The organism is Streptomyces sp. NPDC048600 (assembly GCF_055587025.1).
Genome location: NZ_JBVJGZ010000003.1, coordinates 295,930 through 315,036 on the forward strand (window position 1 = coordinate 295,930; position 19,107 = coordinate 315,036).

At 71.9% G+C, this 19,107-nt stretch carries 19 protein-coding genes; 8 read left to right on the forward strand and 11 right to left on the reverse strand.

Going from position 1 to position 19,107, the window contains the following annotated elements:
• Positions 1–109: 109 nt before the first annotated feature.
• Positions 110–526 (forward strand): aggregation-promoting factor C-terminal-like domain-containing protein, encoded by a 417-nt coding sequence (locus ACZ6SQ_RS05535; protein WP_469556981.1) that lies wholly within the window; start codon positions 110–112, stop codon positions 524–526.
• A gap of 155 nt (positions 527–681) precedes the next feature.
• Here ACZ6SQ_RS05535 and ACZ6SQ_RS05540 read toward each other — a convergent pair whose 3' ends face one another.
• Positions 682–1,917 (reverse strand): cytochrome P450, encoded by a 1,236-nt coding sequence (locus tag ACZ6SQ_RS05540; protein ID WP_469556983.1) that lies wholly within the window; start codon positions 1,915–1,917, stop codon positions 682–684.
• 227 nt (positions 1,918–2,144) lie between these two features.
• Between ACZ6SQ_RS05540 and ACZ6SQ_RS05545 the strand changes: the two genes are divergently transcribed.
• Complete coding sequence (locus ACZ6SQ_RS05545) at positions 2,145–3,314, forward strand: steroid 3-ketoacyl-CoA thiolase (protein WP_469556985.1); 1,170 nt, start codon at positions 2,145–2,147, stop codon at positions 3,312–3,314.
• Here ACZ6SQ_RS05545 and ACZ6SQ_RS05550 read toward each other — a convergent pair.
• Together ACZ6SQ_RS05550 and ACZ6SQ_RS05555 are read right to left on the reverse strand one after the other, a co-directional pair.
• Positions 3,298–3,492: a DUF397 domain-containing protein gene (locus tag ACZ6SQ_RS05550; protein ID WP_469556987.1), complete on the reverse strand. Its 195-nt coding sequence runs from the start codon at positions 3,490–3,492 to the stop codon at positions 3,298–3,300. The genes ACZ6SQ_RS05545 and ACZ6SQ_RS05550 overlap by 17 nt on opposite strands.
• Positions 3,464–4,300: a helix-turn-helix domain-containing protein gene (locus ACZ6SQ_RS05555; protein ID WP_469556988.1), complete on the reverse strand. Its 837-nt coding sequence runs from the start codon at positions 4,298–4,300 to the stop codon at positions 3,464–3,466. Before ACZ6SQ_RS05555 ends, ACZ6SQ_RS05550 begins: the two co-directional genes overlap by 29 nt.
• 91 nt (positions 4,301–4,391) lie before the next feature.
• On the opposite strand from ACZ6SQ_RS05555, the gene ACZ6SQ_RS05560 reads away from it, so the two are divergent.
• Complete coding sequence (locus ACZ6SQ_RS05560) at positions 4,392–4,844, forward strand: ATP-binding protein (protein WP_469556991.1); 453 nt, start codon at positions 4,392–4,394, stop codon at positions 4,842–4,844.
• 22 nt (positions 4,845–4,866) lie between these two features.
• Here ACZ6SQ_RS05560 and ACZ6SQ_RS05565 read toward each other — a convergent pair whose 3' ends face one another.
• On the reverse strand, positions 4,867–6,150 hold the full coding sequence (locus ACZ6SQ_RS05565; RefSeq protein WP_469556993.1) for a M48 family metallopeptidase: 1,284 nt from the start codon (positions 6,148–6,150) through the stop codon (positions 4,867–4,869).
• 130 nt (positions 6,151–6,280) lie between these two features.
• On the reverse strand, positions 6,281–8,329 hold the full coding sequence (locus tag ACZ6SQ_RS05570; RefSeq protein WP_469556995.1) for a bifunctional glycosyltransferase 87/phosphatase PAP2 family protein: 2,049 nt from the start codon (positions 8,327–8,329) through the stop codon (positions 6,281–6,283).
• 279 nt (positions 8,330–8,608) lie between these two features.
• On the opposite strand from ACZ6SQ_RS05570, the gene ACZ6SQ_RS05575 reads away from it, so the two are divergent.
• Both ACZ6SQ_RS05575 and ACZ6SQ_RS05580 read left to right on the forward strand, forming a co-directional pair.
• Positions 8,609–9,829, forward strand: coding sequence for a DUF2330 domain-containing protein (locus tag ACZ6SQ_RS05575; RefSeq protein ID WP_469556997.1), 1,221 nt, complete (start codon positions 8,609–8,611; stop codon positions 9,827–9,829).
• Between the two features lie 104 nt (positions 9,830–9,933).
• Positions 9,934–10,605, forward strand: a complete 672-nt coding sequence (locus ACZ6SQ_RS05580) for an O-methyltransferase (protein WP_469556999.1) — start codon at positions 9,934–9,936, stop codon at positions 10,603–10,605.
• Positions 10,606–10,637: 32 nt separating this feature from the next.
• Here ACZ6SQ_RS05580 and ACZ6SQ_RS05585 read toward each other — a convergent pair whose 3' ends face one another.
• Entirely contained in the window at positions 10,638–11,030 is a 393-nt protein-coding gene (locus ACZ6SQ_RS05585) for an FHA domain-containing protein (RefSeq protein ID WP_389328985.1), read from the reverse strand.
• A gap of 100 nt (positions 11,031–11,130) precedes the next feature.
• Here ACZ6SQ_RS05585 and ACZ6SQ_RS05590 point away from each other — a divergent pair, with 100 nt between their 5' ends.
• The gene (locus tag ACZ6SQ_RS05590) at positions 11,131–11,544 is read left to right on the forward strand and encodes a DnaJ family domain-containing protein (RefSeq protein WP_469557001.1); all 414 of its coding nucleotides are present in this window, start codon (positions 11,131–11,133) and stop codon (positions 11,542–11,544) included.
• 284 nt (positions 11,545–11,828) lie between these two features.
• Here ACZ6SQ_RS05590 and ACZ6SQ_RS05595 read toward each other — a convergent pair whose 3' ends face one another.
• Positions 11,829–12,323 (reverse strand): hypothetical protein, encoded by a 495-nt coding sequence (locus tag ACZ6SQ_RS05595; protein WP_469557003.1) that lies wholly within the window; start codon positions 12,321–12,323, stop codon positions 11,829–11,831.
• Positions 12,320–13,048, reverse strand: a complete 729-nt coding sequence (locus tag ACZ6SQ_RS05600; protein WP_469557005.1) for a hypothetical protein — start codon at positions 13,046–13,048, stop codon at positions 12,320–12,322. The genes ACZ6SQ_RS05595 and ACZ6SQ_RS05600 overlap by 4 nt, the downstream gene beginning before the upstream one ends.
• A gap of 139 nt (positions 13,049–13,187) precedes the next feature.
• Between ACZ6SQ_RS05600 and ACZ6SQ_RS05605 the strand changes: the two genes are divergently transcribed.
• On the forward strand, positions 13,188–13,688 hold the full coding sequence (locus ACZ6SQ_RS05605) for a GNAT family N-acetyltransferase (RefSeq protein ID WP_469557007.1): 501 nt from the start codon (positions 13,188–13,190) through the stop codon (positions 13,686–13,688).
• A gap of 117 nt (positions 13,689–13,805) precedes the next feature.
• On the opposite strand, the gene ACZ6SQ_RS05610 is transcribed toward ACZ6SQ_RS05605, so the two are convergent.
• Positions 13,806–15,869, reverse strand: coding sequence for an MDR family MFS transporter (locus ACZ6SQ_RS05610; RefSeq protein ID WP_469557009.1), 2,064 nt, complete (start codon positions 15,867–15,869; stop codon positions 13,806–13,808).
• A gap of 172 nt (positions 15,870–16,041) precedes the next feature.
• Here ACZ6SQ_RS05610 and ACZ6SQ_RS05615 point away from each other — a divergent pair, with 172 nt between their 5' ends.
• Positions 16,042–17,292, forward strand: coding sequence for a peptidoglycan-binding domain-containing protein (locus tag ACZ6SQ_RS05615; protein WP_469557011.1), 1,251 nt, complete (start codon positions 16,042–16,044; stop codon positions 17,290–17,292).
• Between the two features lie 72 nt (positions 17,293–17,364).
• Here the strand turns inward: ACZ6SQ_RS05615 and ACZ6SQ_RS05620 are convergent, their stop codons facing one another.
• Both ACZ6SQ_RS05620 and ACZ6SQ_RS05625 read right to left on the reverse strand, forming a co-directional pair.
• Positions 17,365–18,030, reverse strand: a complete 666-nt coding sequence (locus ACZ6SQ_RS05620; RefSeq protein WP_469557014.1) for an HAD-IA family hydrolase — start codon at positions 18,028–18,030, stop codon at positions 17,365–17,367.
• 214 nt (positions 18,031–18,244) lie between these two features.
• Positions 18,245–18,826 carry a TMEM165/GDT1 family protein gene (locus ACZ6SQ_RS05625; protein ID WP_469557016.1) on the reverse strand — a complete coding sequence of 194 codons (582 nt, stop codon included), beginning with the start codon at positions 18,824–18,826 and terminating at the stop codon, positions 18,245–18,247.
• Positions 18,827–19,107: the final 281 nt, after the last annotated feature.

Consider the following 19,107-nt stretch of genomic DNA (forward strand, 5'->3'; position numbering starts at 1 on the left):
GGATGACGTCGCACGGCGCCGACAAGCCCACGGGCCTCGGCGCCGATGCATGTCCCGGACATACACGGGAGTGCCGCGACGAACATGCCCCCGAGGAAAAGGTTCTGTTTTGTCTCTCGCTCACATCCGCCGCGCCCTGTCCCCGAAGAAGGCCCTCGCGACCGCCGCCATCGTCGGCACCGCCGCCGGCCTCGCGCTGACCGCGGCCCCCGCCCAGGCCGCCACCACGGTCTCCGCGAACGAGGCCCAGGCCATCGCGAAGAAGATGATCCCGAACGCCACGCAGTACAACGCGTTCGCGAAGATCGTCCAGCACGAGAGCGGCTGGGACGTGGACGCCACCAACCCCTCCTCCGGCGCCTACGGCCTGGTCCAGGCCCTGCCCGGCTCCAAGATGGCCGCGGCCGGCTCCGACTGGAAGACCAACGCCGCCACCCAGATCGAGTGGGGTCTGGACTACATGAACTCCCGCTACGGCTCCCCCGTCGGCGCCTGGAACTTCTGGCAGGCCAACGGCTGGTACTGAGCCGACCATGCCGGCCGCGCCGGCAGCACAAGCACCACCCCCAGCACCACCACGAGCGGCAGCAGCACCCAGTTCTGCGCAACCTCCCCACCGCTCCCGTGACGGCGGCGGCCCCCGATCCCCGGGGCCGCCGCTTTTCGCGTTCCCGCCGCAGCTCAGGACGTGGTGACCCGCAGCTCCTTCACCCCGTTGATCCACGCCGACCGCAGCCGCCGCGGCTCCCGCGCCAGCCGCAGCCCCGGCATCGCGTCGGCGATCGCGTTGAAGATCAGGTCGATCTCCAGCACGGCCAGCGACTTGCCCAGGCAGAAGTGCGGGCCGCCCCCGCCGAAGCCGAGGTGGGGATTGGGGTCGCGGGTGATGTCGAAGACCTCGGGACGGTCGAACACCTCCGGGTCGTGATTGGCCGAGGCGTAGAAGATCCCGACCCGGTCGCCCTTGCGGATCTGCTTCCCGCCCAGCTCCGTGTCCTGCGTCGCCGTCCGCTGGAAGGCCACCACGGGCGTCGCCCAGCGCACGATCTCCTCCGCCGCCGTCCCCGGCCGCTCCGCCTTGAACAGCTCCCACTGCCCGGGATGCGTGAGGAAGGCGTGCATCCCGTGCGTGATGGCATTGCGTGTGGTCTCGTTGCCCGCCACCGCCAGCATCAGCACGAAGAACCCGAACTCGTCCGAGGCGAGATTGCCCTCGTCCTCCGCCGCCACCAGCGTCGTCACGATGTCGTGCGCCGGACACCGCTTGCGCTCCGCGGCCATGTTCATGGCGTACGCGATGATCTCGGCGGCCGACTGCGCGCCGACCTCCTCCGTGACGGCGTACTCGGGATCGTCGTAGGCGATCATCCGGTTCGACCAGTCGAAGATCTTCGCACGGTCGTCCTGCGGCACCCCGATCAGTTCGGCGATGGCCTGGAGCGGCAGCTCGCAGGCGACCTCCGTCACGAAGTCGAAGTCGCCCTCGCGCCCGGCCGCCGCCTCGACGATCGCGCGCGCCCGCTCCCGCAGCCGCCCCTCCAGCGCCCGGATCGACCGGGGCGTGAAGCCCCGCTGCACGATCTGGCGCACCCGGGTGTGCTCGGGCGGGTCCATGTTCAGCAGGATCAGCCGCTGGGCGTCGATCCGGTCGCGGTCGATGCGCTCGTTGAAGCGGATGATCGCGGTGTTGAGGGTCGAGGAGAACAGCTCCGGGTGCGTGGAGACGTAACGGACGTCGGCGTGCCGGGTCACCGCCCAGTAGCCCTCGTCCTGGAAGCCGGCCACGTTCCCCGTCTGCGGTATCCAGCGGACCGGTTCGGCCCGGCGCAGTGCGGCGAACTCCGGCAGGGGCACGCGGTGGTGGAGCACGTCGGGGTCGGTGAAGTCGAACCCCTCCGGAAGCGCGGGACAGGACATGGGCCGCTCCCAATTATCTGACGAGGCATCAGAAAGAGGTCGCGGAGAAGGTAGTTCGACCGGCTACAACCTGCAAGACCCTTGCGGTGACCCGCATCACATCCGCAGACTGCTCACAGAACTAGAACACGTACTAATTCCGGTTCCGAAGGAGACCCACGCCCGCGCGCCCGTCCCCTGCCGCCTCCGAGCCCCCCTCACCCCCTCGCCCGAGAGGACCCGCACCCATGGCCGCCGAACCCGTGATCGTGGAAGCCGTCCGCACCCCCATCGGCAAGCGCGGTGGCGCGCTCGCCAACCTCCACCCCGCCTACCTTCTCGGCGAGACCTACCGCGAACTCCTCGGCCGCACCGGCATCCCCGCCGACTGCGTCGAGCAGATCGTCGGCGGCACGGTGACCCATGCCGGCGAGCAGACCATGAACCCGGCGCGCACGGCCTGGCTGACCATGGGCCTGCCCTACGAGACGGCCGCGACGACCGTCGACGCGCAGTGCGGCTCCTCCCAGCAGGCCTCCCACATGACGGCCAACATGATCGCGGCGGGCGTCATCGACGTCGGCATCTCCTGCGGCGTGGAGTCCATGTCCCGCGTCCCGCTCGGCTCGGCCTCCAAGCACGGCCCCGGCAAGCCGTTCCCCGACGAGTGGAACGTCGACCTCCCGAACCAGTTCCAGGCCGCCGAACGCATCGCCCACCGCCGATGTCTCTCCCGGGAGGACGTCGACCGTCTCGGCCTGCTCTCCCAGCAGCGCGCGGCCACCGCCTGGGCGGAGGAACGTTTCAAGCGGGAGACCTTCGCCGTCCAGGTCCCCACCACCGAGGAGGAACAGTTCGCCGGACAGGGCATGTGGCGCCTGGTCGACCGCGACGAGGGCCTGCGCGACACGTCCATGGAGGCCCTGGCCGGGCTGAAGCCGGTGATGCCGACCGCCGTGCACACGGCCGGCAACTCCTCCCAGATCTCCGACGGCGCCGCGGCCATCATGTGGGCGTCCAAGCGGATGGCCCGTGCCCTCAAGCTGCGGCCCAGGGCCCGGATCGTCGCCCAGGCCCTGGTCGGCGCCGACCCGCACTTCCACCTCGACGGCCCCGTCGACGCGACCAAGGCCGTCCTCGGCAAGGCGGGCATGTCCCTGCGCGACATCGACGTCGTCGAGATCAACGAGGCGTTCGCGTCCGTCGTACTGAGCTGGGCGCAGGTCTTCGACCAGGACCTGGAGAAGGTCAACGTCAACGGCGGTGGAATCGCCCTCGGTCACCCCGTGGGCGCGACGGGCGCCCGCCTGATCACGACCGCCCTGCACGAACTGGAGCGCGCGGACAAGGAGTTCGCGCTGATCACCATGTGCGCGGGCGGCGCACTGGCGACCGGCACGATCATTCAGCGGCTGTAGCCGCCGCCCACTGCGTGAACGCCGTGAACACCGCGGGCCTGAGCGTGAGGGTCGGGCCCGCGGGGTTCTTGGAGTCGCGGACGGCGACGGACGCCTTCAGTTCAGCGACTTCGAGACACTGGCCGCCCTGGTCGCCGCTGTACGAGGACTTACGCCACTGAATCGCCTGGCTCTGCATAGCGTTCCTCCATCACTCGCCGGATCAGCTCCGCCGAATCCTTGAGGGACAGTGCGGCGGCCCGGAGATGATCGTAACGGAGCGAACAGTCCTGAACTGTGTCCGGATTCGCGGTTGGGTGCCCGGCGCCGTACCCCTCGGTGTAGACGATGGAGGGATCTGAAGAGAAGCGGTAGACATCGAACGGGCCTTGCAGGCCGGCGTGCGCACCCGCCGAGTACGGCAGGATCTGGACGTTGATTCGAGAATTCCCCTCGAAGGTCAACAGGTGAGCCAATTGCTCTCGCATGACTGCGGGGCCCCCGATCTCCTGGCTCAGGACAGCCTCGCCCAGTACTGCCCAGAAGATCGGTGACGCCTCCTTCTCGAAGACGCGCTGACGAGCCAGCCGCACGGCGGTGCGGTCTTCGAGGTTGGTTTCATCCAACGCGCCGAGTACCGCGCGGGCGTATGCCTCCGTCTGGAGCAGGCCCAACACGATCTGCTCCTGAAAGGAACAGATCTCAGTGGCCCGCGACTCAAGCTCCGCAACCTGCTGAAACCACACGGGCAGTTGGGACCGCATGACCAGCCCGACGAGCCGCGACAGTAAACCCCCCGTCCCCAACGCCACGTCGACCCGCTCGCTGAACTCCGGCGTAGGCACCTTCCGGGCGGTCTCGATCTGGCCGATCAAAGACCCCGTGTAGCTGACGATCTCACCGAGCTGCCGCTGGCTCAACCCGGCGGTCTCGCGGTGTCTGCGCAGCTCGAAGCCGTAGTAGTCGAGCGGCGAGGCGCCCGGGTCGAGGACGTTGATGTGCGTCACGCGCAGCTCCTCTCGACCAACAGCGCCCACGGCGGCCGCCGTTGTGTCCGTTTGGTAGCCCAGCGTAGTCACAGCAGGCCAGCCTCGTACCGTGAACGAATACATTCCCCCGACGCTCCTCGCGCCCTACAGCCCCCACTACCGCATGAGCCTCACTGTGGGTGAGCACTCGGCCGGCCCGATCCGCCGAATCGCCCGCTCACTGCTGGCGGAATGGGGCATGGCGGCACTCACGGACGCGACCGAGCTGGCCCTGACGGAGCTGGTCGCGAACGTCGTACGCCATGTCCCGGACCGCCGCTGCACCCTGCTGCTCCTGCGGCAGCCGGACGGCGTACGGGTGGAGGTGACGGACGGCAGCCCGCAACTGCCCCTGCAGATGACGCAGTTCCCGCCGGACGCGGAGTCGGGGCGGGGGCTGTGTCTCGTCGGGGCGGTGACGGATAAGTGGGGCGTGTGTCCGGCGCCGGGCGAGGGCAAGACCGTGTGGTTCGAGTGCGCGCGGCCCGTGTCGCCGACGGACGGCGAGGGCGCGTCGGGATGACGCCGCCCTCACCGAGGCGGCCTCAGTGGCCGTCGAGCCCGTCGCGCACCAGCTCGCGCGCCACCCGGCCGCGGGCGTCGGCGAGTTCGGCCGCGATCCGGGCCTCGCGCTCCGGGTCCGTGGTGACGGTCGCGGCGAGGGGCGGGCCCTGGAGGAGACGGCGGCGGCGCAGATGGGTCGGCGGGTGGGTGGAGTCGACGCTGTGGCCGCGGCGTTCGCCGACGCGGCGGCGGCGCTCGTACTCGGACTCGGGGATCTCACCGACGCGTGCGGCGAGTTCCTCCCATAGGCCCTCCCCGGCGTCGCGGTCCTTGCGGCGGGCGGGCCCGCCCATGCGCCGGGCGTTGACCTCGCGGCGCAGATTGATCTCGACCGACTCGGAGACGAGGAGACGGTCCATCAGCCCGGCCGCCGCCTCGCTGGAGGCCGCCTTGGCGGCGACGGAGTCGGCGAGGTACTCGCCGCGCTGTGTGGCCCGCACGGCGAGGAGGTCGAGCAGGGTGAGGAGGCCGCCGACGAGCAGCCGGAACGGGACGACCGCGAGGTTGGTGAGCATCTGGAGCCAGCTGGTGGCCGCGACCGGGGCGAAGTAGTGGTACCAGAGGGCGAGCGAGCGGTAGGCGGAACCGACGACGAGGCCGTGCCGGGTGTCGCCGCCGACGAAGTGGCCGAGTTCATGGCCGAGCAGGGCGACGCGCTGCTGCGGGGTGAGCGCGGACCACAGCGGCAGCCCGATGGTGAGCATGCGGCGGCGCGGGCCGAGACCGCTGACGGAGGCATTGATGTCGGCGTCGACGACGACGGCGTCCACCCCGCGCGTCCCGACGACCCGCCCGACCTCGTCGATCAGCCCGAACAGCTCGGGGGCGGCGGCGCGCCGCAGCACGATCCCGTCCTTGGGCAGCCGTCCGAGGCGGGGCCGCAGGCTCCAGGCGATGAGGAGCAGCAGGGCACCGCCGAACATGCCGAAGCCGCCGAGTCCGGTGACGAGCAGCCAGGCGCCGCCGACGGCCAGGGCGAGGGTGACGGTGTGGACGGCCAGGGCGAGGACGTAGGAGAGCGCCCCGAAGACGTCGAGCCCCCGGCTCCCGCCGTCCTGCCCGCTGACCTCGTCTAGCAGCCGTTCCCCGTGCCTCGCGGCCATGGCCCGCCGGGCCCGCTCCAGCCGGCCGACGGGCTCGTCCTTCCGCTCCGGATCGACGTTCCAGTCGCAGGCGGCGCACCAGACGGTGAACCGCGCGTCGACCACGATCTCGGCTCTGCATTCGGGACACGCCTGAAGCGCTCCCTCATCGACGGCACGCACGCGCGTACCCCCCTCTTCCCAGGCCCTCCCCCAAGGGCCCTCTGTACATGACAGCGCGTAGCTGATCACAGGAGGAAGCCCAGGTAAAGCCGGTTACGTCGGGTGCGGGCGGCCGGGCGGGCGTGGCGGGTCAGCTCTTGCCCAGCGCCCCGTCCCTGACCAGTTCCCGCTCGTCGGCCGGGGCCGGTGCGGACTCCCGTGCCCGCGGGCCCTGGAAGACGTACGCCAGCCCGAAGCCGGCGAGGACGACGGCCGCGCCGCCGACCGCGTCCAGGACCCAGTGGTTGCCGGTCGCGACGATCGCGGAGACCGTGAACAGCGGGTGGAGCAGGCCCAGCGCCTTCATCCAGGCCCTGGGCGCGACGATCGCGATGACCAGGCCGCACCACAGGGACCAGCCGAAGTGCAGGGAGGGCATGGCCGCGTACTGGTTGGTGAGCGCGGTCAGAGTGCCGTAGTCCGGCTGGGAGAAGTCCTGGACGCCGTGCACGGTGTCGATGACGCCGAGCCCGGGCATCAGGCGGGGCGGGGCGAGCGGGTAGAGCCAGAAGCCGACCAGGGCGAGCAGGGTGGTGAGGCCGAGGGTGGAGCGGGCCCAGCGGTAGTCGACCGGGCGGCGCCAGTACAGGAGGGCGAGCACGGTCAGCGGGACGGCGAAGTGGAACGACGTGTAGTAGAAGTCGAAGAACTCCCGCAGCCAGCCGACCCCGGCCACCGCGTGGTTCACCGCGTGCTCGATGTCGAGGCGCAGGAACCGCTCCAGCGACAGGATCTGTTCGCCGTGCTCCTCGGCCCGCGCCCGCCCCCCTTCGTTGGTGCCGCCGGTCGCCGCGAGCCGCACCTGCTGGTAGGCGGCGTAGGTGACCCGGATGAGCAGCAGTTCCAGCAGGAGGTTGGGGCGGCTGAGCACCCGGCGCAGGAAGGGCAGCAGCGGGACGTGCCGGAAGCGGGCCGGGACTTGGGGGGCGTACCGGGTCGGGACGGGCTCCTGGTAGTACGGCGAGGTCCGGGAGAGGAAGGGGAGGAAGGCCGCGGCGGCCAGCGCGGCCAGCAGGACCATGTTGTCCCGCAGCGGGTACAGGGAGGCCATGTTCGGCAGCATCATCTTCGCCGGGAGGGTCATCACCAGGACGACGGCGACCGGCCAGACGAAGCGGTCCGAGGCCCGCTTGCCGACCCGGCCCACCACGGTGAGCAGCACCCACAGCAGCTGGTGCTGCCAGGCCGTCGGCGCGACCACGACCGCCGTGCAGCCGGTGATCGCCACGGCGAGCAGGAGCTGGCCGTCGCGGGCGTAGCGCACGGCCCGGCGCAGGCCGAGGACGGCGACGGCGGCTCCCAGCGTCAGGAACAGCGCGATCTCCGGCGGCCCGGACAGGCCGAGCCGCAGCAGGGCGCCGTGCAGGGACTGGTTGGCGAGCGCGTCGGCCTTGCCGCCGAGGCCCACGCCCGCCAGGTGGTGCACCCAGTACGTGTGGGAGTCGTCCGGCATGGCCGCCCAGGCGAGCACGGTGGCGGCGGCGAAGGTGGCCCCGGCAGTGGTGGCGGCCCGGCGCCGCTCGGTGAACCACAGCAGCGGCGCGAACAGCAGCAGGATCGGCTGGAGCGCCGCCGCGAGGCCGATCAGGACACCGCCCGCGCGCTCGCCTCTTATGGCGAAGCAGCCGAGCAGGACGAGCAGGACCGGGATGATGCTGGTCTGGCCGAGCCAGAGGGTGTTGCGCACCGGCAGCGACAGCATGAGCAGGCAGATCGCCACGGGCGCGGCGAACAGCGAGGTGCGCCGGCCGGCGGGCTGGGGCAGCGCGCGGGCGGCGACCAGGCCGAGCGCGACCACCAGCAGCAGGGTGCCGAAGGTCCAGCCCCAGCCGAGCGCCTCCTCCGCCGCGCGGGTGAACGGCTTGAGGACCAGGCCGCCGAAGGGGGTGCCGGTGAAGCGGGTGGAGTCGTAGAGCGAGCCCTCGACGTGCAGGACGCCCTCGGGGCCGACCCAGGTCTCCAGGTCGGTCAGCCGTTCACCGCGGGGCGAGCCGACGACCACGGCCATCTGTCTGACGGCGAGAACGAGGGCGATCGTCCACAGACCGAGCCGGGCCGCGCGCAGGCGGGTCCCGGCCGGGCCGACGGCTGTCGCTCCGAAGGCTTTTGCCGGTCGCCCGCTGTGCTCCGCATTCGCCACGCCTCGTCGGCCTCCCGCCCCGTCCGTCCCACGTGTCTGCGTGGGTGAGGTGTCCTCCGCGAATCCCGGGGGTTTCGCACCGCCCCCGGGAGAGACGCAGGCTACCCCCGCTTCACCTGACGTCCGTCTCGTTTTGTCCGAATGACGATAGTCGTGCGGGGATTCGGCCGCCTGCGCGGAGTCCGTCCCGATCGCCGAGAAGTGCCTCCGAGCGGGAACCGGATCTTGAGCGGGGCCGTCGCACATGGGGTAGACGGCGGCTGTACGGAGGGCTGGGGGATGGCCGGTTTCCGCTTCGACTTTCTGTTCGAATGGGTACGTGCGGGCGCGGGGGTGACGGCACGCGCGCGTGGCCGTGAGCGTGCGGCCGGAGAACCGCGGGGGCCCGGGCGGCTGCGGCTACGGCTGCTGACCGTCGTCCTGGCGCTGCTCGGCGTCCAGCTGGCCGGCCAGCTCGTGGCACCGGCGTACGCCTGCGGCTGCGGCGCGATGGTGCCGGACGAGCGGCAGCGGGTCCGGGTGGACCGCGAGGAGTCCGTGGTCCGCTGGGACGGCCGCCAGGAACAGATCGTGATGAGCCTGACCGTCGGCGGGGACGCCCGGCGGGCCGCGTGGATCATGCCCGTGCCGCACCGGGCGACCGTACGGCTGGGCGACCCCGGCCTCTTCGAGGAACTCGCGTCCGCCACCGCGCCCGTGCACCGGGACCGCTACTACTTCTGGCCCCGCGACGGCGACTGGCCCCTGGACTCGGACGACGACGGGCTGGCCGGAGCGCCGCCGCCCGGCGCCGGACCCGGCGTCTCCGTGGTGGGCCGCCAGCGTCTCGGCCCCTTCGACGTGGCCCGGCTGACCGCGACCGACCCGGCCGCCCTCGCCGACTGGCTGCGCGCCAACGGCTTCACCTTCCCCGGGCATCTGCGCCAGGCGCTGCGCCCGTACGTCGAGCAGCGCTGGGAGTACGTGGCGGTGAAGCTGGCGCCCGACACCGGTGACGCGGTGCTGACCGGCAGGCTCGACCCGATCCACCTGACGTTCGCCGCCGAGGAGCCCGTCTACCCGATGCGGCTGTCCCAGCTGGCCGACACGCCGCAGTCGCTGGGCCTGTACGTGCTCGCCGACCACCGGATGGAGCCGCGCTCGCGGATCGGCGGCGAGCGGCCGCGGGTCACCTTCGCGGGACCGGTGGAGGCGGCCGCCTCGGGTGCGCTGGCCCGGCTGACGCGGGGCACCCCGTATCTGACGGCGCTCGCCCAGGAGTTCCCCGAACCCGCGCGGATCTCCGGCGACCACGAACTGGCCCGCGCGGCGACGGACGGCACGTTCCGGCAGGTCGTCTACGAGGACCGGCTGCGCACGGTCGCGGGCGTCCCCGCGTGGCTGCTGACGGTCGGCGGGGTGCTGGTGCTGCTCGCCGCGGGCGCCGTGTTCGCGCTGCGGCCGGGGCGGCGCCGGGCGTCCACGCGCACACCCGGCGCGGCGGAAACGCCAACGGCGTGAAATCGGCGGTGCGGGCCGCGTCCTCCGGCTAGATTCGCAGACACGAGTAGTTAGCGACTCTAACGAAGATATGAAGGCAACGAAGATATGAAAGGCACAGGTGCATGAGCCAGTCAGAGCAGTGGGAAGCCGTGGACGCCTACTTCGCCGCTCAGCTCGCGCCCGACGACGAGGGGCTGCGGGCGGCCCTGCGCGACAGTGAGGCCGCCGGCCTCCCCGAGATCGCCGTATCCGCCCCCCAGGGCAAGCTGCTCCACCTCCTCGCCCGCATCCAGGGCGCCCGCACGGTCCTGGAGATCGGCACCCTCGGCGGCTACAGCACCATCTGGCTGGCCCGCGCGCTGCCCGAGGACGGCCGTCTGGTCACCCTGGAGTACGACCCCCAGCGCGCGGAGGTCGCCGCCCGCAACCTCGCCCGCGTGGGCCTGGACAAGGTCGCCGAGGTCCGCACCGGACCGGCCCTGGAGACGCTGCCCCGGCTCGCCGACGAGAACCCGCCGCCCTTCGACCTGGTCTTCATCGACGCCGACAAGGCCAACAACGCGCACTACGTGGAGTGGGCGCTGAAGCTCACCCGCGCGGGCAGCGTGATCGTCCTGGACAACGTGGTGCGCGGCGGGCGGGTCCTGGACACCGACAGCGGCGCCCCCGACGTCCAGGGCACGCGGGCCGCCCTCGACCTCATCGCCTCGCACCCGCGGCTGGACGGCACGGCGGTCCAGACGGTGGGCGTGAAGGGCTGGGACGGCTTCGCCCTGGCCCGCGTGCTCGCCTGACGTGCCCGCGCGACCGGGCTTCGCCGCGGGGCTCAGACCTCGTGGTAGAAGCCGACGTTGACGCTGCGCGGCGCGGTGCGGTCCTGGACGACGATCTCGCCGTTGCCGCCGCGCGGCAGCCGGACGCTGCCGCCGTAGGGGATGGTCTGGGCGTACTCGCCGACCGCGAGCCGGACCTCCGAGGACGGCTCCGCCTGCGAGCCGCGCAGCCACGTCACCTGCCAGACCCCGTCGGGGCCGCAGAGGAACTCCAGGTGCGCCCTGGAGATGAACAACCAGTCCTCCGGCGTCACCAGCCGGCACAGGGACTTGTCGCGGCCCACCCGCAGCACGGCACCGGGCTCGGTGGGTGCATCGGCCATGAGCATGCCGGCCGTGGCACCCGCCTCCTGCCCGGAGACGGTGGCCATGGTCAGTTCGAGCACGTGCGCTCCCCAGTGGAAGGTCCTTGGACAGCGGCCCCGTTGAGGCGCCGCCGCCGCATACTAAAACGCCCGGCGGTATCACGTCCGGCACAATGGGTTCATGACCGAGCGAAAGCCACCGGGCGTGAGCTTCGAGTCCTGGACCGACAAGCAGATACGTGACGCCGAGGCGCGGGGCGAGTTCGCCGGGCTGCCGGGCGCGGGCAAGCCGCTGCCGAGCGAGATCGAGCAGCCCTACGACGAGCTGTGGTGGGTCCGGCGCAAGATGGCCCGCGAGGGCCTCGCCGTCCTGCCGCCGACCCTGGCCCTGCGCAAGGAGGCCGAGGACGCCCTCGCCGCCGCGCTACGAGCCCCCACCGAGCAGAGCGCCCGCCGCATCATCGAGGCCATCAACCCCAAGATCCGCGAAATGATGTTCCGCCCACCCCCAGGCCCACCCCTGGGCCTCAAGCCCTACGACGTCGACGAAATAGCCCACCACTGGCGCACCACCCACAACCCCCCGACCCCCTAGCCCCTCTTCGAGGGGCGCGAGGAACCGCGCACCTTCTTTTGGGGGCGCGGGGAACTGCGCATCTTCTTTGGGGCGCGGGGAACTGCGCATCTTTGAGGGTCACGGGGAGCAGCGCACCTTTCTAGGGGCGCGGGGAACTGCGCGACAAGCCCCCACGCACCCGCACCCACAAAAGGGGGCGAGGAACCACACATCCCTCAGGGGCCGCGAGGAACCGCGCATCTTTCAGGGGCGCGGGGAACTGCGCGACCAGCCACAATGCCCCGCACCCGAAGAACGAGACGTCACCCCGCCGGCGGCGTAGGCGCAACAATCGGCGAGTCGTCCCCCGACTTGGCCCTGGCCCCCCGCTCGGCGTCAGAGGCAGGAGGCGGAGCCTCATCCCACCCCCCGATGTCCTCGGCGGTAGGCGCCCCGGGACTGACATGCCGACGCCGCCCGACATCCCCATGCGACTCGGCACCGTCGTGCAACAGCAACAACGCCAGCTCCCGATAGTCCCGCAGAGCAAGCCGCAGCAACTCGGTGTCATCGGCCTGCCCTTGAGGGGCGTCACTGCCCTCCCAGGCCATCCGCAACCCACGCCGCCGCCGAGCAACCGCGTCGGTGAACCGCGTGGCGATCTCCTCCACGGCCCGGTCGGCCTCTTCCACGGCATGCCTGGGCTCATCCACGAACTCGGCGACGGCATGCCGCAACCGCCGCTCGAGCCGGTCGCACTCGTCGCGCGCGAGCAACGGAGCGACGGTGCCGCCGGTCCGTCCTGTCACCTCGGTCATATGACTCGACTCCCCTTCGTCCCCGATCCCACGGCATCCGCGCCCACCAGGTCCTGGAACAGCTCACGCGCCTCGATCATGGCCGTCCGCATCTCCTCGGTGGCCGCACCGTTCCCGGACCCGCCGTCACCGGCCGGTCCGTGCCCGGCCGTCGCGGGCTGCTCGTGCCCGGCCGTCGCGGGCTGCTCGTGCCCGGCCGGCGCGGGCTGCTCGTGCCCGGCCGTCGCGGGCTGCTCGGACGCGTGCCCGGACACACGCTCGGGCGCGTGCGCGAGCCGATGCACATGGCGGTAGCCCTGCACATGCCGGGCGTGGTGCACGGACAGCGCGGCGAGCTGTTCGTCGTAGTGCCCGCTGTCCGGGAAGCCCCGCGCCTCGGCGGCCTCGCCGAGCAGATGGTCCGCCTCGGACAGTGCCTCGCGGGGAGCGTCGACGAACCGCTCCTGCGCGGCCGTCCAGCGGGCCTGGAAGCGTTCCTGCCGGTCGGGGTCCAGCGGCTCGATGCGCAGATCCCCGTGGCGTGCGACGCGCCGCGCGAGGTCCCGCTCGGCGGCCTTGGTGTCCCCGTCGTGGCGGGTGACGGCCCGGTCGTACTCCGGTCCGAAGCGCTTGCGCAGATCGCCGCCGCCGTGCGAGCGGCCGTAGCGCAGTGCCATCAGGGCGGCTACGGCGACGACCAGGACGGCGCCGATCACGATCAGAGCGATGATCAGTCCAGTGGACATGGATGCCTTCCGGATACTCGGTCCGGACGAGCCCCTGGCGGGGCCGCCTCGTGAGCCGGGTTGCCTGCACTGGCCGCCTGAAACGACCGCGGGAAAACGGTTTGCCCCGCCCGCCCCGCGCCTGTCGAGAATGGCCCGCATGAGCACCTCCGCATGGACCGTCGCCCAGGAACCCGTCGACTCGCCGGACGCCGCCGCGCTGTGGCGGGCGTACTACACGGAGGTCAGCGACCGCTGGTACCTCCTGCACGAGGGCCGCCGTACCGACCCGGCCGAGCTGGAGCGGGAGATCACCGCCGGTGCGGTGGACGGACTGCTCCCGCCGGAGGGACTGCTGCTGGTCGCGCGCCACGGCGGTGAACCGGCCGGCATGGCGGGCGTGCGCCGGGCCGGCGCCGGGGTCGCGGAGCTGAAGCGGGTGTTCCTGCGGGAGGACATGCGCGGCAGGGGCGGGGCGGCGCTGCTGGTGGCGGCCGCCGAGGACGCGGCCCGGTCCCTGGGCGCCGGCCGTCTGCGCCTGGACACCCGCGGCGACCTGGTGGAGGCCCGCGCCGTGTACGCCCGGCTCGGCTTCCGCGAGACGGAACGGCACAACCAGGAGCCGTACGCGGAACACTGGTTCACGAAGGAACTGGCGTGAACGCGGCTTTCAGACGCAAGGCGTCACACCCACCGACCAACAGATCAGCCGTGAACGCCGCTTTCAAGCCTGAGGCACCACACCCGCCCACCAACTGATCAGACGTGAACGCCGCTTTCAGGCAAACCGCTGCACCGGCCCGCCGTCGTACGGCTGCTCCCGCTCCGAGCCGCACAGCTCGTCGTTCAACTCCTGGACCAGCTGGACGAGATCCGTGGGACGGTCCGGGCCCCACCAGTCGCCCAGCAGCTCGGCGAGGGACTCCTCACGGGCCCGCCACAGCCGGTCGGCGACCAGTTCGCCCCGCGGGGTGAGACTGAGGTCGAGGCCGGCCCGGGTGGCGAGGCGGCGTTCCTCCACCTGCCGCGCGGCCTCCATGATCACCTTCAGCGGCACGGAGCTGCGCTCGGCCAGCACGGCCGGCTCCACCGAGCCGTACCGCTTGATCCGCAGCAGCAGCCAGCTCGCCGCGGGCAGCAGGTCGTACCCGGCCCGCTCGGTGATCGTCCGGTAGATCTCCCGCCGCCCCTCGCGGGTGCCCAGCACCGACAGCGCCCGGCACACCTCGTCGTACGAGGTCCGCTCGACGGGGTTGCTGGCCAGCGTCTCGGTGACGTCCGGCGCCGTGACCGAGGCCCGCAGCCGGTCCTCCCGCAGGAACCACGCCAGCACGAAGCCGACGACGGCGACCGGGGCGGCGTACAGGAACACGTCGGTGATCGCGGACGCGTACGCGTGCAGCACGTCCGGCCGCAGCGACGACGGCAACGACTGGATGCCGCGCGGGTCGGCGGCCAGCGAGTCGGCGGAGACCCCGGCGGGCAGCCGCACCCCGCGGAAGGCGTCGGTGAGCTGGTCGGCGAGCCGGTTGGAGAAGACCGAGCCGAAGACGGCGACGCCGAAGGACGCGCCGATCGAGCGGAAGAAGGTCGCGCCGGAGGTGGCGACGCCGAGGTCCTCGTAGCCCACCGCGTTCTGCACGATCAGCACCAGCACCTGCATCACCAGGCCGAGTCCCAGGCCGAACACGAAGAAGAAGGCGCTCATCTCGGTGGTCGAGCTGTGCTCGTCCAGTTGCGCGAGCAGCAGCAGGCCGAGCGCGGTGACGCCGGTGCCGGCCACGGGGAAGACCTTCCAGCGGCCGGTGCGGCTGACGATCTGGCCGGAGACGGTGGACGCCAGCAGCAGACCGATCACCATCGGCAGCATGTGCACGCCGGACATGGTCGGGCTGATGCCGTGCACGACCTGGAGGAAGGTCGGCAGGAAGGTCATCGCGCCGAACATCGCGAAGCCGACGATGAAGCTGATGACGGCGGCCAGGGTGAAGGTGCGGATGCGGAACAGTTTCAGCGGCAGCACGGGTTCCGCGGCCCGCCGTTCCACCGCCACGAACAGCACGGTCAGTACGGCGCCCAGCACCGCCAGCCCGATGATCTGCGGCGAACCCCAGTCCCAGGTGGTGCCGCCGAGGGAGGCGACGAGGACCAGGCAGGTGGCGACGGAGGCGATGAGGAGGGTGCCGAGGTAGTCGATGACGTGCCGGGTCCGCTTGGGCGGCAGCCGCAGCACGGTGGCGATGACGACGAGCGCGACGATGCCGACGGGGAGGTTGATGTAGAACACCCAGCGCCAGCTCAGATGCTGGGTGAACAGGCCGCCCAGCAGCGGCCCGAGGACGCTGGTGGCACCGAACACGGCACCGAACAGGCCCTGGTAGCGGCCTCGGTCGCGGGGTGGGACCAGGTCGCCGACGATCGCCATGGACAGCACCATCAGCCCGCCGCCGCCCAGACCCTGCACGGCGCGGAAGGCGATCAGCTCCGCCATGTTCTGGGAGAGCCCGCACAGCGCCGAGCCGATCAGGAAGATCACGATGGCGGCCTGGAACAGCCGCTTGCGCCCGTACTGGTCGCCGAGCTTGCCCCACAGCGGGGTCGCGGCGGTGGCGGCCAGCATGTAGGCGGTGACCACCCAGGACAGGTGCTCCAGGCCGCCCAGGTCGCTGACGATGGTCGGCAGTGCGGTGGAGACGATGGTCTGGTCGAGCGCGGCGAGCAGCATCCCGAGGAGCAGGGCGCCGATGGAGACGAGGACGTTGCCGGGGACGTTCTCCTGACCGGCGGTCCCCTCGTCCGGGGGGAGCACCGGGGTGGTGGCCCCTTGCGCGTCGTCGGCCATGCGGACCTCCCGAGGCTCGCGGTACCACTCCATCGTGGTGGGTGTGTCCCGTTATGGCCTGTCGAGTACCGCTCGCGGGCCGGGGGGAGCCTTGTATTCCGGGGGGTTGGGGCGGGTGCGGTGGGTGGTGTCTGCATAATCACGTGTGCTCGCAAGGGGAGGGGACGGACACGTGGCAGACCAGCAGGGGCAACCATGCCCGGAGTGCGGGGCGTCCCGCGCCCCGGACAACACCCCGTCCTGCGGCTGCGGCCGCCGTGCCTCCGACGCCCTCGTCCAGTCCCGCACGGCGGAAGCCGCCGCGGCGGAGGACTTCAACCCGCTGCGCATCCGCCCGTACGTCGACCTCGACGCCGCCGGCGCGAACGCGAAGCCCGCGGCCACGAGCCCGGGCCCGGCGCAGCAGGGTCCCGCGGAGCCGGGCGCCCAGGGGCCGGCCGGGGCTCCCGGCACCGGAGCTCCCTCGGCAGGGGCTCCCGCGACCGGAGCTCCCTCGGCCGGGACTCCCGCGGTGGCGCCCGCCGCTCCGCGCGCCTCGCACGCCGACGTCGAGGAGACCATGCAGCTGTCGGCCGTGCCGCAGGCGGGCCGGACCGCGCCGGGCGACCCGGCCGGAGCGACAGGTGCGGCAGGAGTGCCGGGCGGTGCTGCGGGGATGCCGGGAGGTCCCGAGGCCCTCACCACGGCCCTGCCCGCGCCGCTGGGGCTCTCCGTGGAGCCGCCGCGCGACCACGACCTGCGGCTGTTCGAGGCCTCGAACGCCGGGCAGCCGGGCCCGCCGTCGCACCGTGCGGGCGGCGGTTCCGGGCGCGGCCGTGCCCGGCGTACCGCGCTGATCGCCTCCGCCGGGGCCGTCGTGGCCGTGGTGGCGGCAGCCGGGCTGGCGAGCGGGCTGTTCCAGTACGACACGCCCTCGCGGGACACCGCGACGGCGGAGGACGTGCGGGAGGCGGCGTCGGAGGCACCGAGCAGTGACGCAGCCTCGCTGTCGGCGTCCCCGAGCGACAGCGCGGAGGAGTCCCCGTCGGCCTCTGCCTCGCCGTCCGAGTCGGCCTCCCCGTCGGCCAGTGAGAGCGCCTCGCCGTCGCCCTCGGAGTCGAGCGAGTCGCCCTCGGAGTCGGCCTCGCCCACTCCGTCCGTGTCCGAGGCGAGCCCGCTGGTCTCCGAGGACCCGGAGACGACGGCTCCGGCCGACGGCCAGGTGCTGCGCCGGGGCGACCAGGGCCCCGAGGTCGCCGAGCTCCAGGCCCGGCTGCGCCAGCTGTACCTCTACAACGGCGACATCAACGGCAACTTCAACCACCCGCTGGAGAACGCCCTGCGCAACTACCAGTGGGCCCGCGGCCTGTTCGAGGTGTCCGACATGGGCGTCTACGACCAGCCGACCCGGGCGATGCTGGAGTCGGAGACCTCGGAGCCGTAACGGCCCCGCTCTCCGGCCGGCATCACCACGGGGCCGGCATCGCCATCGGCCCGCATCACCACCGGGGCCGTGTCACGCCCGGTCGACGTGCAGCCGGATCGTGCCGTCGGCCGCCGTCTCCATCCGGATCTGCGTGAGGTCGCGCACGTGCACGTCCGGGGCGTGGGCTCCGGCACGCGGGCCGACGCCGACGACACGCATCCCGGCGGCGCGCCCGGCCGCGATGCCCGCGCCGGAGTCCTCGAAGACGACGCAGTCGGCGGGGTCGATACCGAGTTCGGCGGCGCCCTTGAGGAAGCCCTCGGGGTCGGGCTTGCTGGCCCCGACGGACTCGGCGGTGATCCGCACCTCGGGCAGCGGGAGCCCTGCGGCCGCCATCCGCGCGGTGGACAGGCCGACGTCCGCCGAGGTCACCAGGGCGTGCGGCAGGCCGCTGAGGAACGCGAGGAAGGCGTGCGCGCCGGGTACGGCGACCACGCCGTCCATGTCGGCGGTCTCCTCGGCGAGCATGCGCGCGTTGTCGGCGTGGTTGGCCTCCATGGGCCGGTGCGGCAGCAGGACGGCCATGGAGGCGTGGCCCTGGCGGCCGTGGACGACCCTCATCACCTCGTCGCCGTCGAGCGAGTGCCGCTCGGCCCAGCGCCGCCAGATGCGCTCCACGACGGCGTCCGAGTTGACGAGGGTGCCGTCCATGTCGAGCAGGAGGGCGCGGGCGGTGAGCACGGTGGTGGCCGTCATCGAGATAGCTCCAAGCATGGTCAGGGGGCGTCGGACGGTCCCCCTGGGTGCGGTACAAGGCGGCCCCGCCCGCCGGTCAGGGAAAACGGGCGGGGACCACTTTGTTTCTCTACGGTACAAAATAATTCCGGCATCCGGCGAGCATGTGGAGAAATCTTCACGGCCTCCTCGGGCAGGCGCCCCGGCCGGTCGCAGCACTGAGCGGGTCACTGCACTAGGCCGTCACGGCCTCCCACAGGCTCCACAGACCGAGCGCCAGCATCAGCATGGCGGCGATCTTGGTGATCAGCTTCAGCGGCACCCGCTTCATCAGCGCCTTGCCGCCGACGATGCCGAGCCCCGCGACCGCCCACAGCGCGAGCACCGCGCCGAGGCCGACCGAGAGCGGGTCGTCGTAGCGGGCGGCGAGGTTGGCGGTCATGATCTGCGTGAGATCGCCGAACTCGGCGACCAGGATGAGCATGAACCCGGCCCCGGCGACCTTGCCGAAGGACTGGTTCTCGGGCTTGCGGACCTCGCCCTCGTCCTCGTCCTTCTTCAGCAGCAGCACGGCCGCGCCGCCCAGGAAGAGCACGCCGGTGAGGGCCGACAGGATCTGCGCGGGCAGCAGGGTGAGCACACTGCCCGCCGCGACGGCGAGCACGACATGCACCGCGAAGGCGGCGGCGACACCGACGAAGACGTACGAGGCGCGGTAGCGGGTGCCGAGGACGAGACCCGCGAGGGCGGTCTTGTCGGGGAGTTCGGCGAGGAAGACGACGCCGAAGACGACCGCCATGACAGTGAGACTGATCAACGTTCCACAATCGGTCGGGACTGCCCCCACCGAGTTCGTGTGCTGACCCTTCGGACGCGACCTCGGCAAGGACAGCACACGTCACCCGTGCCGGAGGGCACGGGTGTGCACTGCTTGCCGAAGGTCTCGCTGACCGGTCCGCCGTCCTCGACGGAGATCCGGTTCCGGGCGCCGGCCCAGCTGAGCTGAGCAGTATGTCGACGGTCCGGCGAAGAGCTACTCCCCTTCTGCGGTGCCCATGGTACGCGAGAGAAAGTTCGAACGTAAATCTTGTCGTGACA

Bases quoted from the DNA above. Each gene is read 5' to 3' on its own strand.
- ACZ6SQ_RS05595 (WP_469557003.1), bottom strand. From the start codon at position 12,323: ATGACCGAGGTGACAGGACGGACCGGCGGCACCGTCGCTCCGTTGCTC.
- ACZ6SQ_RS05545 (WP_469556985.1), top strand. From the start codon at position 2,145: ATGGCCGCCGAACCCGTGATCGTGGAAGCCGTCCGCACCCCCATCGGC.
- ACZ6SQ_RS05580 (WP_469556999.1), top strand. From the start codon at position 9,934: ATGAGCCAGTCAGAGCAGTGGGAAGCCGTGGACGCCTACTTCGCCGCT.
- ACZ6SQ_RS05610 (WP_469557009.1), bottom strand. From the start codon at position 15,869: ATGGCCGACGACGCGCAAGGGGCCACCACCCCGGTGCTCCCCCCGGAC.
- ACZ6SQ_RS05540 (WP_469556983.1), bottom strand. From the start codon at position 1,917: ATGTCCTGTCCCGCGCTTCCGGAGGGGTTCGACTTCACCGACCCCGAC.
- ACZ6SQ_RS05550 (WP_469556987.1), bottom strand. From the start codon at position 3,492: ATGCAGAGCCAGGCGATTCAGTGGCGTAAGTCCTCGTACAGCGGCGAC.
- ACZ6SQ_RS05605 (WP_469557007.1), top strand. From the start codon at position 13,188: ATGAGCACCTCCGCATGGACCGTCGCCCAGGAACCCGTCGACTCGCCG.
- ACZ6SQ_RS05620 (WP_469557014.1), bottom strand. From the start codon at position 18,030: ATGACGGCCACCACCGTGCTCACCGCCCGCGCCCTCCTGCTCGACATG.
- ACZ6SQ_RS05590 (WP_469557001.1), top strand. From the start codon at position 11,131: ATGACCGAGCGAAAGCCACCGGGCGTGAGCTTCGAGTCCTGGACCGAC.
- ACZ6SQ_RS05575 (WP_469556997.1), top strand. From the start codon at position 8,609: ATGGCCGGTTTCCGCTTCGACTTTCTGTTCGAATGGGTACGTGCGGGC.
- ACZ6SQ_RS05600 (WP_469557005.1), bottom strand. From the start codon at position 13,048: ATGTCCACTGGACTGATCATCGCTCTGATCGTGATCGGCGCCGTCCTG.